We start from the raw sequence: 19229 nt of genomic DNA on the forward strand, positions 1-19229 counted from the left end.
ACCATGCCACGCCCCCTGAGTCGTGACGACATCCGCCACGCGATCGACCTGAGTTCCTTCAACCGGGGCCTCGCCTACTATCAGCAAGGAATGGTGATCGAACTGGAGGAGGAGCGGCGGGACGACTCCGGGATCAGCCTGCGGGCACGGGTCCGCGGCAGTGCCGGCCGTATCTACCGGCAGTCCATTTTTATCCCGGCGGACCCCGCCAAGCGCGACATCACCGGTTCCTGCGGCTGCCCGATCGGCTACAACTGTAAGCATGTGGCGGCGGCCTGTCTGGCCTTCGAGGAACGGGAGCGCCAATCGCAGCCGAGCGACGGTTCGGCCGGCACCGAGTTCATGAAACGCTGGCTGAACCGCGTGGTGTTGGCCGGCCAGGATAAAGCAGCCGACACGGCGGGGGAGCGGCTGGTCTATGTGCTCCAGCAAAACCCGGCCGACGTCCACGCCGCCGCGGCGGAGCTGCGGGTCGCCAAGCCCCTGCTGCGCGGCACCGGGCTCTCCAAAGGGCGACAGGTCAATCCGTTCAACCTGCTGCACGGCTACTCCGCACCCACCTATCTGCTCAGCGCGGACCAAGACATTCTGGCGATCCTGCGCGCGCTGGCCGGCGGTCAATGGGTCACCAGCGTAGCGCTCGCCGGCCAGACCGGCTATTTGGCACTGTTGCGCATGATCGGAACCGGGCGCTGCTACTGGCAGGGCATCGAGGCGGCGCCCTTGAGTCTGGGTGAGACACGCTCCCTGGATCTCAGTTGGCGGGAAAACAAGGACGGATCACTCGACCTGAAGGTCGAGGTGACCCCGTCGGCCCGCCTGCTGCTGGTCGATCCTCCCATGTACCTGGACCCCGCCAAGCACCAGGCCGGCCCGCTGGACACCCAGGGGCTGCGCACGGCCCAAGTGCGCGAACTGCTGGCCGCGCCGCGGCTGCGCGCCAACGAGGCCGAGACGCTGTCACGGACGCTGGTGCTGGAATTCCCCCAGTTACCGCTGCCGGTCCCCCGCCCGGTGCCGGTCAAGGAGGTCACCGCGGCTGTCGTCGTTCCCTGGCTGACGCTGCGCTGTGAATCCTTGTCCGGAACCGACACTCATCTGCTGAGCCTGGATTTCGACTACGACGGTTACCAGGTCCCTGGTCTTCCCGCGCTGCCGTACACCGTCCTGCCCGACGGCTCCGGGACCGTCCGCATCCACCGCGACCTGGTGGCTGAACAGTGGGCCTTGGACACCCTGGCGGCGCACGGCTTTATCCCGATCGCCGTCACCGGCACCGCCGCGGGCAGCCATCGGGTCGTCCCGGCGACCGCCAATCCGCTGGAACGGGCAGGGCGCTGGTCGGCCCTGCTGCGCGACGGTATCCCCGCACTGGAAGCGGCCGGCTGGCGGGTGGAACGCGAGGACGCCTTCCGGCTGCAATTCGAGTCCGCGGACTGGGATCTGGAACTCGAAGACCCGGCGGAAGGGGGCGGCAACGACTGGTTCGGCCTGCGCTTCGACCTGGATCTCGGCGGGCGCCGCTTGCCCCTGCTGCCCATCATCGCGCCCTTGCTGGAGTTGGGGATGGGCAGTGAAATCCCCGCCATCATCACCCTGCCGCTCGACCCGACGGGCACCGACCCGGACGCCGCGCATCGCTATATCGATCTGCCGGGAGCGCGGCTCTTGCCGTTCATCGAGATCCTGCGCGATCTGTTCGACCGGGCCGCGCCCGGGGCGGACGGCCGGCTGCGGGTATCGCGCTTCGATGCTGCCGCCCTGGCCGACCTTGAAGCCCAGGGTTATGCGATCCGCGGGGCCGAGCGGCTGCGTGAACTGGCGCGGCGACTGACGGCATTCGCCGGGATCGAGCCGGTCGAACCGCCGACCGGGCTCACGGTCGAATTGCGCGGGTATCAACGACGCGGGCTCGATTGGCTCCAGTTCCTGCGCGCCTGGGGCCTGGCCGGCATCCTGGCCGACGACATGGGTCTCGGCAAGACCGTCCAGGCCCTTGCCCACCTGCTGCTGGAGAAGGAGTCCGGACGGCTGGAGCGCCCCGCCCTGGTGGTCGCCCCCACCAGCCTGATGGGCAACTGGCGGCGCGAGGCGGCGCGTTTTACCCCGGGCCTGCGCACTTTGGTTCTGCACGGGGCCGACCGTCACGTCCATTTCGATGCCATCCCGGATCACGATCTGATCCTGACGACTTACCCGCTGTTGTCCCGTGACCAGGAGCGGCTCCAGGAGCAGTCATTCCACTCACTGATCCTGGACGAGGCCCAGTCGGTCAAGAACCCCAAATCGCAGGCTGCGGCCGTGGTCCGGGCACTCAATGCCGATCACCGGTTGTGCCTCACCGGCACCCCGATGGAAAACCATTTGGGCGAACTCTGGACTCAATTCGACTTTCTCATGCCCGGGTTCCTCGGTGACCAAGCCAATTTCAAGCGTCACTGGCGCACGCCGATCGAGCAGCATCGGGACCGGGACCGCCAGGACCGTCTCGCGCGCCGCGTCGCCCCCTTCATGCTGCGCCGCCGCAAGCAGGATGTCGCGGCCGAGTTGCCGCCCAAGACTGAGATCATCAAGAGTGTGACCCTGGGCGAAGCGCAGGCCGCGCTCTACGAGAGCATCCGGCTGTCGATGGAAAAACGGGTGCGCGACGCCATCGCCGCCCAGGGCCTGGCGCGCAGCCATATCACCATTCTCGATGCCTTGCTGAAACTGCGTCAGACCTGCTGCGACCCGCGCCTGCTCAAGCTCCCGGCCGCCGCTCGGGTCAAGGAATCGGCCAAACTGGAGCTGCTGATGGATCTGGTACCGGAGCAACTGGATGAGGGCCGGCGCATCCTGCTGTTTTCCCAGTTCACGTCCATGCTCGCACTGATCGAGGCCGAACTGGATCAGCGCGGCATCACCAGCGCCAAGCTCACCGGTCAGACCCGCAAGCGCGACGAGGCCATCGACACCTTCCGTTCGGGTGAGGCCAACCTGTTTCTCATCAGCCTCAAGGCCGGCGGGGTCGGCTTGAACCTCACGGAAGCCGATACCGTGATCCTCTACGACCCCTGGTGGAATCCGGCGGTCGAGGCGCAGGCGGCGGACCGCGCCCACCGCATCGGTCAGGACAAGCCGGTCTTCGTTTACAAGCTGGTGACCGAGCAGACGGTCGAGGAGCGCATCCTGACCATGCAGGAGCGCAAGCGGGCGCTGGCCGCCGGGGTCTATCAGGAGAGCGAGGGCGAACCGGAGCCGCGCCTGAGCGGGCAGGACTTGCAGGAACTATTCGCGCCGTTCGGCGAGCGCTGAGCCGATCAGCGGCCTGGTACAGGTCGCGCTCAGGGAACCACCGCCCCGAGTCCGGGTTCCAATGGAGTCGCTCGCCCTCGCCGGCCGACTCAATAAGGACTCACAGTGAACACGCTCCCCGCCACAGTTCCCCCACGCGTCTGGTATGCCGAAACGCCTGAACGCGTCGCGGCTGATCTACAGGTTGACATGAGCGTCGGCCTGTCCACTGCCGCCGCCGAAGCCGGGCTCGGGGTCCATGGCCCCAACCGCATCAGCGGTCGGCCGCCGCGCCCGGCATGGAAGAAGTTTCTCGACCAGTTCCGTAACGTGCTGGTCCTGGTGCTGATCGGCGCCGCACTGCTGGCGGGCGTCGTGGGTGACCTCAAAGATGCGATCGTCATTGCCGTGGTGGTGCTGTTGAACGCCACACTGGGGTTTTTTCAGGAGCACCGCGCCGAGGCGGCCTTGTCCGCCTTGAAAAAGATGCTCGCTCCCGTTGCCCGGGTGCGGCGCGACGGGCATCCGGCGGAGATTCCCGCGGAAGCGCTGGTGCCGGGAGACATCCTGCTGCTCGAAGCGGGTGATCGCATCCCGGCCGATGCGCGGGTGATGCGTGCCCATGCGGCCGAGGTTGCGGAAGCGGCGCTCACGGGAGAGTCACAGGCCGTTGCAAAAACCCCCGCGGCGATTCCCGGTACACCCCCGCTGGCCGAGCAGCACAACATGGTCTTCATGAACACCGTGGTCACCCGCGGCCGCATTGAGGCCATCGTCTGCGCCACCGGGATGCGCACCGAAATGGGCAAGCTCGCGAGCTTGCTGGCCGAGACCCCCGAGTCGGCCACCCCCTTGCAGGTGCAGTTGGATGCGCTCGGCACCCGGTTGGCCGCCATCGCCGGGTTGGTCGTGTGCTTGATCTTCGCCATTGGCATCCTGCGCGGCGATGCGCTGATCGACACCGTGCTGACCGCCATTGCGCTGGCCGTGGCGGCGATCCCCGAAGGTCTGCCGGCAGTCGTCACGGTGACGCTGGCGCTGGGCATGCACCGCATGGCCAAACGTCATGCCATCGTCAAGAAACTGGCGGCGGTGGAAACCCTTGGCTGTACCACGGTCATCTGCTCGGACAAGACCGGGACTCTCACCCTGAATCAGATGACCGCGCGTCGCGCCTGGTTTCTCGGCCGCCGCTTTGCCGTCACGGGCGACGGCTACGCGGGTGCCGGCACCATCATGCCGGAGGATGATGCGCCGCCGCCGGACTGGCTGCCCTTGCTGGCCTGCGCCGCACTGTGCACGGATGCCCGGATCCGTGACGGCGAACTGATCGGCGACCCGACTGAAGGCGCCCTGTTGGCCTTGGCCGCGCGCGGCGGGGTGGACGCGCCGACCCTGGCCGGGCAGCAACCGCGGATTGCCGAAATCCCGTTCGACTCCACGCATAAATTCATGGCGACCTTCCATCATGACGGCGCCCTGGTGCGGATGTGGGTCAAGGGCGCGCCTGATGTCTTGCTGACGCGCGCGTGTGCTCACTTGACGGCTGCCGGCGAAGTCGCACTCGACACGGCCGCCCGGGAGGACTTCGCCGCGCACAATACGGCCTTCGCGCAGGACGCGCTGCGCGTGCTCATGCTGGCCGGCCGCACCATCCCGGCGGAGGATTTCGACCCGGCGGGCGATTTGATGGTCTGGGCCGACGGGCTGACCCTCCTCGGTCTGGTCGGCATCATCGATCCGCCGCGTCCGGAGGCGCGCGACGCCATCCGCATCTGCCAACACGCCGGCGTGGCGGTGAAAATGATCACCGGTGATCACCGGGCGACGGCAGCCGCCATCGCCCGTGACCTCGGGTTGACGGGCGAGGTCCGCGAAGGCCGCGAAATCGAGGGTCTGACCCAGCCGGCGCTCGCCACCTTGGTGGAAGGCAGCGCGGTCTTCGCGCGTGTCTCGCCCGAGCACAAACTGCATATCGTCGAGGCGCTGAAGGCGCGGGGCCATGTCGTCGCGATGACCGGCGACGGCGTGAATGACGCCCCGGCGCTCAAGACCGCCGACATCGGTGTGGCGATGGGCATCACCGGTACCGAAGTGTCCAAAGAAGCGGCAACACTGGTCCTCACCGACGACAACTTCGCGACCATCGTGGGCGCCGTCAAGGAGGGGCGCACCATCTACGACAACATCGTCAAGTTCGTGCGGTTCCAGTTGTCCACCAATATCGGGGCCATCCTGACCGTCGTCGGTGCGCCGCTCTTCGGGATGCCGACCCCCTTTACCGCGATCCAGATTCTGTGGGTGAACATCATCATGGATGGTCCGCCCGCCATGACGTTGGGCGTGGAACCGCCGCGGCCCGGCATCATGGACGCGCCGCCCCGACCTGCGGACGGCCCCATCCTGACGCGGGATCGCCTCTGGCGTCTTGGCCTGTATGGCCTGACGATGGCGGCCGGAACACTGGCCGCCTACGCCTGGGGCGAGCATCACGGCGGTCACGACTATGCGGTCACGCTGGCCTTCACCACCTTTGTGCTATTCCAATTCTTCAATATTTTCAACGCGCGTGCCGAGCATGAAAGCGCCTTTAACCGGCACTTCCTGAGCAACGGCAAACTGTGGTCGGCACTGTTCTGCGTGGTTGCTTTGCAGATCCTGGTGGTGCACTGGGGCCCGGCGCAGGCCATTTTTGACACGGTGGATTTGAGCCTCGCCGATTGGGGTCTCGCGACCCTGGTGGCCGCCGGCGTCTTAGTGCTGGAAGAAATTCGAAAGCTGTTCAGTCGGTGGGGGCGCTGAACCGTCCGGTCGATCCGGTCGATCCGGTCGATAGTGATGCAGGAACCAGGTATGCAGCGGGCGCGCGCAAGGGGGCGCGGCGGTCTCGACCAGACCCTGGTCGGCGCAGTCGAAGAAGGTGCGCATGGTGTCGCTGGTGAAGTTCCCGACCGCCGGCGGCTGCGGGTGCTGGGTGATGATCCAGAAGGCCTCACGCTGGGCGTTTGGCTCGACGCGGGGCGCGATCTGCCCCACCAGGTATTCGGACGGGCGCGTAAGTCCCGGCCATTGGCCGGCGGCGAGTTCGGGTTGGTAGAAACGCAGCATGGCCGTGAGCTGGTAACGGTCGGCATAGACCGGCCCGGGCAGCCCGGCGGCCACGGCGGCCAATGCCGCAAACCCGTGGGTCTCGCGCAGGATGCGGTTCTGGCTGTCCGGCAGCGGCAGGGCGGCGGTGGCGGCATGATAGACGTAGAGGGTCACCAGCAGCAGGTTGGCCGCGGCAGCGCCCAGTACCCAACGGCGCAGACCGCGCAACGGCCGCGCCAGCAGGGCCGGGGCCGCGAGCAGGTACATGGCCGGCCAGTTCGCCTCCACCTCGCTGCCGAGGGAGACCAAGGCGAAGAACCCGAGCGGAAACCAGGCGGCGGTCTGCAGCAAAGGCCTGGCATGGGTCGCCGGGACGGGGCCGGGATCGGCGGTCGCAGAGCGGCGAAAGAAGCGGGGGATTGCGGCCAGCAGCGGCAGCGCGATCAGTCCCCAGAGTGCCAGTTGTCCGGCGACGAACGCACCGAGATTGGCGGCACGCTCCGCCAGTGTCACCGGCCCCGAGTGCGTAATGGCCTTCGCCGCGGCTCCGTTGGCCGGGGTGAGTGCACCGGCATCCAGAGCGAATCCATGGCCGAACTGGAAGCGCAAGGCCAGCCAGTCGTGACCGGCGTTCCACCATAGATTGGGGCTGAACACCAGCACGGCGAGCAGCGCTCCGAGATAGGGCCAGGGCGTGCGCAGGGCGCGCGGGTCGGTGCGCAGGATGGCCCAGAGTAAGATGGGCCCGATCAGCATCATGGTGTACTTGCCGAGCAAACCCAGACCGACGGCGATGCCGACCGTGAGCCAACGGCGCCGATCGCCGGCCAGCGCCCGCTCGGCCTCGTGCAGGGCCAGCGCCCAGGCGAGCATGAGCGCGGCATCCGGCGTCGTGAGGATGCCGCCCGCCAGCGCGGGCAGGCTGGCGAACAGGAGCGCCAGGGCGAGCGTGAGATCGTCGCGTCGCAGCAACCCGCTGTTGGCATAGAGCCGGGCCAGCACGATCAGGCTCAGGGTGCCGGCCGCCAATCCCCCGAGCCGGGCGGCCAGGGCGGAACCCGGCACGAACCAGGTGCCGATCCCCAGCAGGGCCACCCCGGGCGGATGATCGAAATAGCCCCAGGAAAGGGTGCGGGCCCAATCGAAATAGTAGGCCTCGTCCTGGGTCACCGGCAGCAGGGCCGCCGCGCCAAACCGCCAGGCCGTCATCGCGATGATCAGCCCCAGGATCAGCAGCCAGGGTGACTGGACGGGTTCAGCGCGGCTGGGTGGGTGTTGCGTGGTCATCCTGAGGAGCGGTTCGCTAACAATTTAGATCAGTCCGTTAGGGAGTGCCTGTAGCATCGTTGTCGTTGTCGCTTTAGGGCTCGATCACCAGCACCTCGACCCGGCGGTTCTTGAGGCGGCCGGCCGGGGTCGCGTTGTCACCTACCGGCCGCGCCTCGCCCAGCCCCTCGGCCGTCAACCGCTCCGGGGCCACCCCACGCTCGATCAGACCCTGCTTGACTGCCTCGGCCCGTGCCTTGGACAGCGCCAGGTTGATCGCCTCGGATCCCGAGGAGTCCGTATGCCCATCGATGATGACCGTCAACTGGGGGTATTGCTGGAGCAGTGCGGCGATCTGATCCAGGCTGGGGATGGCACCTTTGGGCAGCGTCGAGGCCCCGCTGGCGAAAAGCAGTTCCTGTTCCGCAAGGCTGATCAGCATGCCGCGCTCGGTCTTCTGGGCATGCAGCTCGGCATAGCGCTCGAACAGGCCGCGGGTGTGGGTCAGCGCCTGATCTTTCGCTTGCAGTTGGGCGGCCTGTGCCTCCTCGAACTCTTTGCGCAAGGCCGCCAGGGACTGCTCGGCGCGGGCGCGTTCAGTTTTCAGTTCCTCTTCCAGTGCGTGCTTCTCCTGCGTCGCCGCCGCCACCGCGGCACTGCATTGCGCACGCACATCCTCCAGGGTGCGGTTCACCTCGGCGAGCTCGGCGACGCGTTGCGCCTGCGTCTGTTCGAGCGCCGCGCGCGTGCCGCGTTCGCTCTGCACTTCCTCGGTGAGGGCGAAGACCTTGCCGCGTAACTCGCTCGCCGCCGCCTCGTGTGACGTCGTGGTCGTCGTCAGCGTCTGGGCGTGCTCCTCGGCGCGACCCTCGGCTGCCGCCAGCCGCGTGGTGAGGTCTTCGACGTTGCGCTCGGCGTTGGCCAACTGGTCGGCCAGTGCCGTGCGCGCTGCCGCGGCCTCTTGCCCGGCCTGCTCCAGGGTGGCGCGCAGTTCGGTCAGTTGTTGCTCCAGCCCGGCGATCAGGGCGGCGCGGTCGGGGTCGCTGCCCTCGAGCGCCGAGCGGTAGAATCGCACCCGTTCATTGACCTTGGACTCCAGTGCCGTGCATTGCGCGGTATTTTTCGCTTCGGCCGCGGCACCCATTTGACGCAGGCGGGTGACCTCGGCCTCCAACTCCTTGACGCGCGCCTTGGCCGCCTGGTCTTCGCTTTCCAGAGAGGCCCAGGCCGCGTGGGCCGCATCCAGTTTGTTGACCACCGCTTTGCTGGCCTGTGTGTACTGGACGCTGAGATCCCGAATCTGATCGTTCAGTTCCTGCTCACGGGCGGCTGCTTGCGCAATTTCCTGCCGATGCCGCTCGACCTGCGCGGTGACCGTCTCGTGCTGCGCCACCAGTGCCTGGTGCTCACCCTGGACCGCCTCGAGACGGGCCTTGAGGTCATCATTCTGCGCCTTCAGCGTCTGTTCGGTCACCGCGGCGGCCTGGAGTTGCTGCTCCGCGGCGGACTGGCGCTGCGACGCTTGGGCGAGCTCCGCGCGCTGTGCGGCGATGTTCTGGCGTAACCCGCCGGTGTACCAGTGGTAAAGCCCGTAGACCCCGATCAGGGCCGCAAGCAAGACCCAGGTCAACAGCTTGTAGAGCGAGGAACGGGACTCGGACATCAGGGACTCCGGGAGGTGATGGGGTCAGGCCGCTTCTTAGCGGTGCGGCGCACAGGATACCTGAACCGCGGCCGGGATCGGCAGCGGGATCATTGCCGATACGCTCAAACCGTCAGGTCTTTGATGAACACCTGAGAGTTACGCCGCAGGTTGTAGAGCGCCTGTTTTTCAGTCGGCAGAGCTTCCAGGGACGCCGGGACGAAGCCGCGCTCCTGGAACCAATGCGCCGTCTGGGTGGTGAGGACGAAGAGCCGGGTGAACCCACGGGTCCGGGCGATGGCTTCCATGTGCTCCAGCAGTTTGTCGCCGCGTCCGTGGTTGCGATAGTCCTGATGGACAGCCACGCTGGCGAGTTCGGCCATGCGCTGCGCCGGATAGGGGTGCAGCGCCGCGCAGGCAATGACCAGACCGTCGCGCTCCATCAGGTAAAACCGGTCGATCTCGGTTTCCAGACGCTCCCGCGAGCGGGGAACCAGCACGCCGCGCTCCTCCAGCGGCCGCAAGAGTTCGAGGACCCCGGTCACATCCTCGCTGCGCGCTGGCCGCAGCCCCTCGTAAGGTTGTCCGGTGATCAGGGTGCCGCTGCCGTCGCGGGTATAGAGCTCGCGCAGCAGGGCGTCGTCGCGGCGCCGGTCGATCAGATGCGCGCGGGCGACCCCATGGATACAGGCGTCCGCCCCGGCCCGCAATGCCTGGGCCAAGTCCTCGGGAAGTTCGGGGGCCGCGGCGAGCAAGGTTTCCACCTCGCCGCTCAAAACGTTGGAGAGGAGGGCGCCGGTGGCGTCACAAACCCCCGGTTCCTCGATCAAGAAGATCAGCTTATCGGCCTTCAGCGCAATTGCGGCCGAGCGCGCGACATCGGCGGCACTGAGGTTGAAGACCTCGCCGGTCGGCGAGTAGCCCAGCGGCGGCATCAGCACCACCGCCCCGGCATCCAAGCGCTGGATCAGTGACTGGCGGTCCACCCGCCGTACCACACCGGTGTGTTCGTAGTCGATGCCGTCCAGGACACCGATCGGCTTGGCGGTCACAAAGTTGCCGGAGGCTACCGGGATGCGCACCCCGGCCATGGGCGAGTTGGCGAGTCCCATGGAGAGCAGGGCCTCGACCTCCACGCGCGCCACCCCGGCCGCTTCCTTGACGCAGGCCAGCGCGGTATCGTCGGTGATGCGCAGTCCGTTGACATAGCGCAATTCAATCTGCTGCTCCCGCAGCCGTTCCTCGATCTGCGGACGCGCACCATGAACCAGCACCAGGCGCACCCCCAAACCGTGGAGCAGCGCGATGTCATGGACCAGGTCGGGGAAGCGCGGGTCGGCGACCGCCTCCCCGCCGAAGGCGATCACGAAGGTACGCCCACGGTGGGCATGGATATAGGGCGTGGCCTGGCGCACCCAGGCGACGAAAGGGTCGCGCTCGGGGTGCGGCCCGCCGGCCGTGGCAGGTGGCGGCGTCGCGCGCCGCCGGGTGCGATCGGTCACGACGGCTCCTTACTCGATGCCGAGTTTGGCGAGGCGGTAGCGCAGTGAGCGCAGGGTCATGCCAAGCTTCTTGGCGGCGGCGGTGCGGTTCCAGCGTGTTTCATCGAGTGCCTTGAGGATCGCCTGGCGCTCGATCTCGCCCAGGTAATTTTCGAGGGGGACGGCGGAGTCCGGACCCGTGTCGCCCGCGGCTGCCGCCTCGGTCTGCGGCAAATAGAGATCATGAGCACCAATGATGGCACCGTCACAGAGCGCGGTGGCACGCTCAAGCACATTCTCCAGTTCGCGCACATTCCCCGGGAAGGGGTGCTGCGCGAGTGCCTCCAGCGCCTCGTCCGCGAGCTTCATCGGGCCGCGCTCGGTATGTTCCCGGGCGATCCGGTCGAAAATGCGCGCGGCCAGCAGTGGGATATCCTGGGGGTGCTCACGCAACGACGGCATCCGCAACTCGATGACGTTGATACGGTAGAACAGGTCCTGGCGGAACCGCCCATGCTCGACCTCTTCCGTGAGGTCGCGGTGGCTGGCGCTGATGATCCGCGCGTCCACCGGCACCTCCTGTTGGGCGCCGACCGGCCGGACGCGCTTTTCCTGAATCGCCCGCAACAACTTGACTTGGGCAGGCAGCGGCAGGTCGGCGACTTCATCGAGGAACAGGGTGCCGCCCTCGGCCGCCTGGAACAGGCCCTCCTTATCCGCCACGGCGCCGGTGAAACTGCCCTTCTTGTGGCCGAAGAGCTCGCTCTCCACCAGTTCTTGGGGAATGGCACCGCAGTTGACCGCGACGAAATCCCCCTCGCAGCGCGGCCCCTGGGCATGAATCAGCCGGGCCGCCAACTCCTTGCCGGTACCGCTTTCACCGGTGATGAACACCGGCGCCTGGTTGCGGGCGAGCTTGGCGATCAGTCGGCGGATCTCCTCGATCTTCGCCGAGTCCCCGAGCAGGCGCCCCCCGGCGACGTTGACTTCGCCACCGGCTCCACTCTGCGAGCGCAGCTTCAGCGCCGAGCCGACCAGGCGGCGCAACAGTTGAAGATCGACCGGTTTGGGCACGAAGTCGAAGGCTCCAGCCTTCATCGCGGCCACCGCGGACTCCATGTTTCCATGCGCGGTGATCATTGCAACCGGCAGGTCGGGACAGTGCTCGACGATGTAGCGGACCAAATCGATCCCGCTCCCGTCAGGCAGGTTCATGTCCGTGAGGCACAGGTCGAAACGCCCCATGTCGAGGTGGCGCCTGGCCTCGTCGACCGTCATCGCGGTGGTCGCCTGCACATCCATGCGCCCGAGCGTGATCTTGAGCAGATCGAGGATATCGGCTTCGTCATCGACGACGAGTGCGTGCGCCTTGTTCATACCGGCTCGCTTCCAGTTCTGGTGTGGTTCTGATCATCCGCCGATCGATCCGCGAGGCGTTTCCGCGGTTGATAGCGGGCCGCGCCGCGGGTGTGCAGACCCCGACAATGTTACACCGCCGCGCCGAGCACCGCGTCGCGTCCCGGCTGGAAGCAACGCATGGCTCATAAACTCAGGCGAACACGAGCCGGAAGCAACTGCCCCTGGGGTGCCGGCGTTCATACTGAAGCCGGATGCCGTTGGTTTCCGCCAGTTCGCGGGCAATGTAGAGTCCGAGACCGGTGCCGCTGGCCTTGGTGGTGAAAAATGGGTTGAAGATATCGCGGGCGGACGCCTCGTCGATGCCGGGGCCATCGTCGGTCACCTCCACCAGGGCGCGCACTGACGCCTGGCCACGCCCGACCCGTACGAGAATCTGCGCGGGCTGATCCGGTTGCCCGCCGTGCAGCAGGGCGTTCTCGCACAGGTTCGCGATGATCTGATGCAGATGCCGCGGATCGACCTCGACCGCAATGGGCGGTGACTCGAACTCCAGCAGGAAACGGGCCTCAGGTAGACCGTGGGATTCCCGGAATTCGTCGCAGAAGGCTTCAAGCCAGGCGACCAGTTCGGTCACCTGCAATTCCACCTGATTGCGGCGCGACAGTTGCAGCACGCTACGGATAATCTCATCGATCCGCCCGCTGTTGCGACGGATGATATCGAGCAGGTGGTGGTCGTCCGGCGACAGACCTCGGGCCTCCGCCAGCAGTTGACCGGCGTGGGAGATCGCGCTCAGGGGGTTGCGAATATTGTGCGCGATGCTGGCGGTCAGGGTTCCCAGCGATGCCAGCTTGATCTGCTGGGCCTCCTTTACCAATTCCTGCTGGTCTCGCAGATAGAGCAGCACGCCGGCGGCGCGGTAGTCGCCGAGCAGTTGGCGCGTGGGCTTGATGTCCCGATCGCCGACCCGAATGAGCCCACCCTGGGGCGCGGTCGGACGCACCCGCTCCGCCAGCCAGACATCCAGCTCCGGGCAGACCGCCTTCAGCGTGGTCCCGGCCTGCTCTCCAGCGACATTGATCAGATCGCGGGCCGACTGGTTCATCAGCCGCACCCGCCGCTCCCCGTCCACCACCATCACCCCGGTGCCCATATCCTGGATGATGAAGGCGTTGAGTTTGGAGAGGTCATCGATGTCGACTTTGCGGCGGGCGACCAGCTCCTCCATCGTACGGACGCGGCGATAGAGCACATGGGCCAGCAAGGCCAAGGCAAAGAACACGACGCCGAGCAGCCCGGCCTGGGTGAAGTCCGCGGCTACCGCATCGCCCTGCAGTGACACGTAAGTCTGTTCGGTGATGACCGCCAGCGTTGCAAAGGCGGCGTACAGGAGTGCCAGCCGACCCTCCATCATCAGCGCGGCGGCGGCCACGGCCACCGCCAGCAGAACGCCGAGACCGCTGCCGACGCCGCCGCCCGCGTGCATCACCAGGGTGAACACGACGAGGTCGACAAAGATCGCCACATAGACCTGATTTTCACGGCTGGGCCACCGGGCGTAGAGGGAAAGCCCGCTGGCGAGGACCAGGAGAGCGTAGACGACCAGCACCCGCCACGCCAAGGCCGCATCGACCCGCGTGATCAGCGGATCATCCACCGCGGGGGAGAACACCAGGACCAGCCCCACCACCATCAGCAGACGGAACAGAAACAGCCAGCGCAGCGACTCCCAGGTGGGGAAGCGCGCGAGCACCTTGCCACCAGGCCGCGGAGCGGGAAGTGCCGTCTCGACGCTCGGTGTGCCTGAAACCGGACTCTTATCACTGGGCATGGCATCTACTCTCGCAGCAATGGACGACCCGTGTCGGGGCTTGGCGAGTCCCATGCAACGGGACAACGCAACGCGGAACCTGCGTCGATCGCCGTGCGTCTCATCAGCGCATCCGACCCGTAACGCGCGGGGCCGGATCTGCGCGGAAGCTGCTTCTTTGGCAGCTTGTCGGGAATTCGATCAGAATAGGGCGAATCCGACCATCAGGTCGCCAGGATTGCCCGCTCGAGTCTCCATGAACCTGCACGAATACCAATCCAAACACCTGTTCCATAAATACCACATTCCAGTCCCGCGTGGTGTGACCGTGTCGACGTCGGCGGACGCCGCGGCGGCGTGCCGTACGCTGGGCGGCACGCGCTGGGTGATCAAAGCCCAGATCCATGCCGGTGGACGCGGCAAGGCCGGCGGGGTCGTGCTGGTGGACAGCCCCGAACAGGCCGCGGTCGAGGCGCAGCGGTTGCTCGGCAGCCGCCTGGTCACCCGCCAGAGCGGCCCCGCGGGGCTGCCCATCGGCAGCCTGCTGATCGAAGAACCCACGGTCATCGCACGCGAGATCTACCTGAGCGCACTGATGGATCGCGCCTCCGCGGCGGTCCTGTTCATAGCATCCCAGGCGGGCGGCATGGATATCGAGGCCGTGGCGGCGCAGACCCCCGAGCGGATTCTGTCGATTCGCATCCATCCGGCCGCCGGTCTGCAACCCTTCCAGGTGCGCCGGCTCGGCTTCGGACTGGGCCTGAACAGCGCGCAACTCCAGGCGCTGAGCGGCCTGATGGGCGGTCTGTACCGATTGTTCATGGACTGTGATGCGGGTTTGGTGGAGATCAATCCACTGGTGATCACGGCCGCCGGCGACCTGATCGCGCTGGACGCCAAGATCAACCTGGACGACAACGCCCTGGCCCGCCAGCCGAACCTGGAAGCCTTGCGTGATCATAGCCAGGAGGATCCCCGCGAAGCCCAGGCGAAGGCGCACGAACTGAGCTACATCAGCCTCGACGGCAACATCGGCTGCATGGTCAACGGCGCCGGTCTGGCGATGGCAACCATGGATTTAGTGCAGTTGCACGGCGGGGCACCGGCCAATTTCCTGGATGTCGGCGGCGGGGCCACGGCGGCGCGGGTCGCGGAGGCCTTCAAACTCATCCTGTCCGACCCCAGGGTAAAGGCGGTGCTGGTGAATATCTTCGGCGGGATCGTCCGCTGCGATCTGATCGCCGAAGGTATCATCCAGGCGGTGCGCGAGGTCGGGGTCGGGGTCCCGGTGGTGGTGCGTCTCGAGGGGACCAATGCGCCCCAGGGCCTGGCACTGCTGGCGCAGAGCGGGCTGGCGGTGATCACCGCGGCCAACCTGAGTGAGGCGGCGGACAAGGTGGTCGCGGCCGCGGCCCCGGCTGGTTGAGAGACTGAAACTATGAGCGTTCTGATCGACAAAGAGACCCGGGTCATCTGCCAGGGTTTCACCGGCCAGCAGGGCACCTTCCATAGCGCCCAGGCGATCGCCTACGGCACCAACCTGGTCGGGGGCGTGACTCCCGGCAAAGGCGGGCAGCGTCACCTGGACCGGCCGGTCTTCGATACCGTCCACGATGCGGTCAGCGCGACCGGGGCGGACGCCACCATGATCTATGTCCCGGCTGCCTATGCGGCGGACGCCATCCTGGAGGCCGCGGATGCCGGGATCAGGGTCATCGTCTGTATCACCGAGGGCATCCCGGTCTTGGATATGCTGCGGGTCAAGGCCGCGCTGGCGGGCCACCCGGCGATCCTGATCGGCCCCAATTGTCCGGGCGTCATCACCCCGGGCGAGTGCAAGATCGGCATCATGCCGGGCCATATCCACACTCCCGGCCGGGTCGGCATCATTTCGCGTTCGGGTACCCTGACCTACGAGGCCGTGTTCCAGGTCACCAATGCCGGTTTAGGCCAAAGCACCTGTATCGGCATCGGCGGCGATCCCATCCAGGGACTGGACTTCGTCGCCTGCCTGTCCTTGTTCGAGGCCGATCCCGGCACCGACGGCGTCATCCTGGTCGGCGAGATCGGCGGCGGGGCAGAGGAGGCAGCGGCCCGGTATATCCAGGCGCACATGACCAAGCCGGTGGTCGCCTATATTGCCGGAGTCACGGCCCCGGCCGGGAAACGGATGGGGCACGCGGGTGCCATCGTGACCGGCGGCAAAGGGACCGCGGAAGACAAGTTCACCGCCCTGGAAGCGGCCGGGGTGACGACCGTGCGTTCACCCGCCCAAATGGGCGTGCGCATGTCGCAACTGCTCGGGAGTGCATAGGGTGGATCAGCGTAGCGCGGCCGCGAACCGGGGGTCCAAGGTGGCTTGTCGTCTCCAGATCGCACAATTGAACCTCCTGGTTGGTGACGTGCCGGGCAATGCGCAGCGCGTCATCACCACCGCGCGGGAGGCGCTGGCCGCCGGCGCGGATTTGGTGGTCTTTCCGGAGCTGACGCTGACCGGCTACCCGCCGGAGGACTTACTGCTGCGCCCGGAACTGCTCGAGCGGGTCGATGCCGCCCTGGTTCAAGTCTGTGCCGAGACCCGCGGCATCACCCTGGTGCTGGGTTATCCGCGTGCCGCGCCCGACGGCTTGCTCAACGCCGCCGGAGTGATCCGTGACGGCGCTCTGGTGACCGAGTATGCCAAACAGGAATTGCCCAATTACAGCGTCTTCGACGAGAAGCGCTATTTCCAGCCCGGCGCGTCGGCGGTGGTCTTTGAGCACCGCGGGTTGCGCATGGGCCTGAGCGTCTGCGAGGACATCTGGCGCAAGGCACCGACGGCGGCGGCCGCCGCGGCCGGGGCCCAGGTGCTGATCAACATCAATGCCTCACCCTTCCATGCGGGCAAGCAGGCCGAGCGCGAGGCCCTGGTCGCCCGCCGCGCCGGCACCCACGGATTGACCATCCTCTACGCCAATCTGGTCGGCGGCCAGGATGAGCTGGTGTTCGACGGGGGCTCATTTGTGGTCGATCGGGAGGGTCGGGTCCAGGCCCGGTCACCCCAGTTTCAGGAGCATGCACTCCTGGTCGACCTGGCCGCGGACGGCACGCCCTGTGAGAGTGGCGCACCCCGGCATGGCGCGGTCGCTGCTGGGTCGGCGCAAGACGAGGCGGCGATCTACAGTGCCCTGGTGCTCGGCGTGCGCGACTATGTGCGAAAGAACGGTTTCAGCGGCGCTGTACTCGGCCTCTCCGGCGGGGTCGACTCGGCCCTGACCCTGGCCATCGCGGTCGACGCCCTGGGGGCCGATCAGGTGGAAGCGGTGCTGATGCCGTCGCGCTACACCGCGGACATGAGCAATGAGGACGCGCTGGAGCAGGCCCGCCGGCTGGGAGTCCGAACCCATACGATCCCCATCGAGCCGGCCTTTGACAGCTTTCTCGCCATGCTCAAACCCGCCTTCGGTGATCGCGCGCCCGACGTCACGGAAGAGAATATCCAGGCCCGCTGTCGCGGTGTCATCCTCATGGCGCTCAGCAACAAACACGGCCGCATCCTGCTCACCACCGGCAACAAGAGCGAAATGTCGGTCGGCTATGCCACCCTCTATGGCGACATGGCCGGCGGTTTCGCACCCATCAAGGACGTGCCCAAGATCCTGGTCTATCGTCTCGCCCACTACCGCAACGGGCTGGCCCCGATCATCCCGGAGCGGGTGCTGACCCGCGCGCCATCGGCCGAATTGCGCCCGGATCAGACCGATCAGGACAGCCTGCCGCCCTACGAAATCCTGGACCCGATTCTGCGGCTCTATATCGAGGAAGACCAAAGCGTGGATGCCATCGTCGCCCAAGGCTTCGCCGCGTCTGAAGTGCGCCGGGTCGTACGCCTGGTGGACCGCAATGAATACAAGCGCCGTCAGGCCCCGCCGGGGGTGCGGATTTCCCGACGGGCCTTTGGCCGCGATCGGCGTTACCCGATCACCAGCGGGTTCTGATCTCAGCGGGCGGCCACCGCGCTCTCGGCGACGCCGATCAAGACCGGGGACCGCACCTCGTCCGGCAGATTGGTGAACTTCTCGGCCAGGGCCGGCCACAGCAGATTGTAGTAAAGCTCGCCGCGCACCAACACCACGCCCTTGGCCGGAATCTGATAGCTCAGCTCACGTACCTCATGCGGCTTGAGGCGGGTGTCGTCACCGGCCTTGGTCGCGGTCGGGGGCGGCGCCGGCATGCCCTTGTCGTCGACCATGTTATAAGAGAAATAGGCTTTTGGATCATCCTTGGATGGATGGCCCTCGGCGTTCTGCCAGACCAGTTCCCCGGCCGCATCATAGGCGGCAAGCTTCAGGTACAGATTGCGAAACGGCGCGCCGGTGGGCATGGAATGCGGCTGCAGGTTCTGCAACCGGACCTTGGTCTTGACCTTGCCGTCCGCCGCGTCGGTGGTGAGGGTGAACACGACACTGCGCTTGAGCATGCCGCCATTGTGACCGCCGCCCATGGTGTGGTCCGAGATGCCGCCCGCGACCGGCATATGGCAGGATTGGCATACGGCCTTCGAGGCACCCTCCAGATACTCGTTGCCGGTCTGACAGAGCGGGACGCCCTGAGGATTGTTGCGCTGGTCGTGGCAGCCCATGCAGGCATCGGAGGTCTTGAATTGAATCGCGTTGGCCTCGAGCGGCAGGGCCGGCACCGGTTGACCGCGGAACTCGACCGGCTCGCCCAGGTGTGGGTTGGGTTTCTGATCGGTACCGTCGCCCACGGCTCCGCCGAACAGGTCGCCGGCGGCGCTGAGTTTTTGCAGCCCGCGCGGGAAGCCGGCGGGGCCTTGGAGCGTATCGCTCAGCGTGTAGGCGGCAAGCCCCAGACGCAGCTTGCCGTCCTCGCCTTTGACGCCCTTGAAGCCCGCGATGGTGTGGCAGGCCACACAGTTCACCCCCTCGCTATAGGCCGGCATGGCATCGAGCTTGGTGGTCTTGTCGCGGGCGGCATTGGGGGCATGACAGGAGAGACAAACCGGAAACGTCTTCGTCTTCTGGTGAACCTGCCCCTCGGCCTGGGGATCGCCGACCTCTTGGCGGTAAAAAGTCCCGTGGATCGGGTCGCTGAGGGCCGTACTCTTGGCATGCATCGATCCCTGCCATTGACGGTAGATCTCCTGATGGCAATCCTTGCAGATTTCCGCCGAGACCTGGTGCATCGGGGGTTGCGGGTCGGCCGCGGAGAGTGCGGCAGGGCCGCCGATGCAGGCCAGGGCCAGCAGCAGCGTCCGGGACAAGTCGCGATTGGCGCCGAAAATACGCATCGGGTGTCACTCCTCTGG

11 protein-coding genes are annotated in these 19229 nt (G+C 66.7%); 5 read left to right on the forward strand and 6 right to left on the reverse strand.

Annotation, left to right across the window (positions count from 1 at the left end):
• The first annotated feature begins 3 nt into the window (after positions 1-3).
• Positions 4-3294: a DEAD/DEAH box helicase gene (locus tag A39O_RS0100745; RefSeq protein WP_020502800.1), complete on the forward strand. Its 3291-nt coding sequence runs from the start codon at positions 4-6 to the stop codon at positions 3292-3294.
• A 105-nt stretch (positions 3295-3399) separates the two neighbouring features.
• Entirely contained in the window at positions 3400-6075 is a 2676-nt protein-coding gene (locus A39O_RS0100750) for a cation-translocating P-type ATPase (RefSeq protein ID WP_026199065.1), read from the forward strand.
• On the opposite strand, the gene A39O_RS0100755 is transcribed toward A39O_RS0100750, so the two are convergent.
• From A39O_RS0100755 to A39O_RS0100775, 5 genes are all read right to left on the reverse strand, one after another.
• Complete coding sequence (locus A39O_RS0100755; protein WP_020502802.1) at positions 6028-7650, reverse strand: glycosyltransferase family 39 protein; 1623 nt, start codon at positions 7648-7650, stop codon at positions 6028-6030. The two genes, A39O_RS0100750 and A39O_RS0100755, sit on opposite strands and share 48 nt — an antisense overlap.
• 73 nt (positions 7651-7723) lie before the next feature.
• A complete protein-coding gene (locus tag A39O_RS36060) occupies positions 7724-9292 on the reverse strand; it encodes an OmpA family protein (RefSeq protein WP_020502803.1) in 1569 nt (522 codons plus the stop codon).
• Between the two features lie 104 nt (positions 9293-9396).
• Entirely contained in the window at positions 9397-10773 is a 1377-nt protein-coding gene (gene argA, locus A39O_RS0100765) for an amino-acid N-acetyltransferase (RefSeq protein ID WP_020502804.1), read from the reverse strand.
• Positions 10774-10782: 9 nt separating this feature from the next.
• Complete coding sequence (locus A39O_RS0100770; RefSeq protein ID WP_020502805.1) at positions 10783-12129, reverse strand: sigma-54-dependent transcriptional regulator; 1347 nt, start codon at positions 12127-12129, stop codon at positions 10783-10785.
• A 172-nt stretch (positions 12130-12301) separates the two neighbouring features.
• On the reverse strand, positions 12302-13942 hold the full coding sequence (locus A39O_RS0100775; protein WP_083924386.1) for a sensor histidine kinase: 1641 nt from the start codon (positions 13940-13942) through the stop codon (positions 12302-12304).
• Positions 13943-14177: 235 nt separating this feature from the next.
• Here A39O_RS0100775 and sucC point away from each other — a divergent pair, with 235 nt between their 5' ends.
• The 3 genes from sucC to A39O_RS0100790 are packed head-to-tail and all read left to right on the forward strand — an operon-like array spanning position 14178 to position 17898.
• On the forward strand, positions 14178-15347 hold the full coding sequence (gene sucC / locus A39O_RS0100780) for an ADP-forming succinate--CoA ligase subunit beta (protein WP_020502807.1): 1170 nt from the start codon (positions 14178-14180) through the stop codon (positions 15345-15347).
• Between the two features lie 12 nt (positions 15348-15359).
• Complete coding sequence (gene sucD, locus A39O_RS0100785; RefSeq protein WP_020502808.1) at positions 15360-16235, forward strand: succinate--CoA ligase subunit alpha; 876 nt, start codon at positions 15360-15362, stop codon at positions 16233-16235.
• A gap of 40 nt (positions 16236-16275) precedes the next feature.
• Positions 16276-17898, forward strand: coding sequence for an NAD+ synthase (locus A39O_RS0100790; RefSeq protein WP_026199066.1), 1623 nt, complete (start codon positions 16276-16278; stop codon positions 17896-17898).
• A gap of 2 nt (positions 17899-17900) precedes the next feature.
• Here the strand turns inward: A39O_RS0100790 and A39O_RS0100795 are convergent, their stop codons facing one another.
• Positions 17901-19211: a cytochrome c family protein gene (locus tag A39O_RS0100795; RefSeq protein WP_020502810.1), complete on the reverse strand. Its 1311-nt coding sequence runs from the start codon at positions 19209-19211 to the stop codon at positions 17901-17903.
• Between the last annotated feature and the right edge of the window lie 18 nt (positions 19212-19229).

This window comes from Lamprocystis purpurea DSM 4197 (genome assembly GCF_000379525.1).
Lineage (GTDB): Bacteria > Pseudomonadota > Gammaproteobacteria > Chromatiales > Chromatiaceae > Thiodictyon > Thiodictyon purpureum.

Excerpts from the sequence above, each read along its gene's own strand:
- A39O_RS0100745 (WP_020502800.1), top strand. The coding sequence starts at position 4 with ATGCCACGCCCCCTGAGTCGTGACGACATCCGCCACGCGATCGACCTG.
- A39O_RS0100755 (WP_020502802.1), bottom strand. The coding sequence starts at position 7,650 with ATGACCACGCAACACCCACCCAGCCGCGCTGAACCCGTCCAGTCACCC.
- A39O_RS36060 (WP_020502803.1), bottom strand. The coding sequence starts at position 9,292 with ATGTCCGAGTCCCGTTCCTCGCTCTACAAGCTGTTGACCTGGGTCTTG.
- A39O_RS0100770 (WP_020502805.1), bottom strand. The coding sequence starts at position 12,129 with ATGAACAAGGCGCACGCACTCGTCGTCGATGACGAAGCCGATATCCTC.
- A39O_RS0100775 (WP_083924386.1), bottom strand. The coding sequence starts at position 13,942 with ATGCCCAGTGATAAGAGTCCGGTTTCAGGCACACCGAGCGTCGAGACG.
- sucC (WP_020502807.1), top strand. The coding sequence starts at position 14,178 with ATGAACCTGCACGAATACCAATCCAAACACCTGTTCCATAAATACCAC.
- sucD (WP_020502808.1), top strand. The coding sequence starts at position 15,360 with ATGAGCGTTCTGATCGACAAAGAGACCCGGGTCATCTGCCAGGGTTTC.
- A39O_RS0100795 (WP_020502810.1), bottom strand. The coding sequence starts at position 19,211 with ATGCGTATTTTCGGCGCCAATCGCGACTTGTCCCGGACGCTGCTGCTG.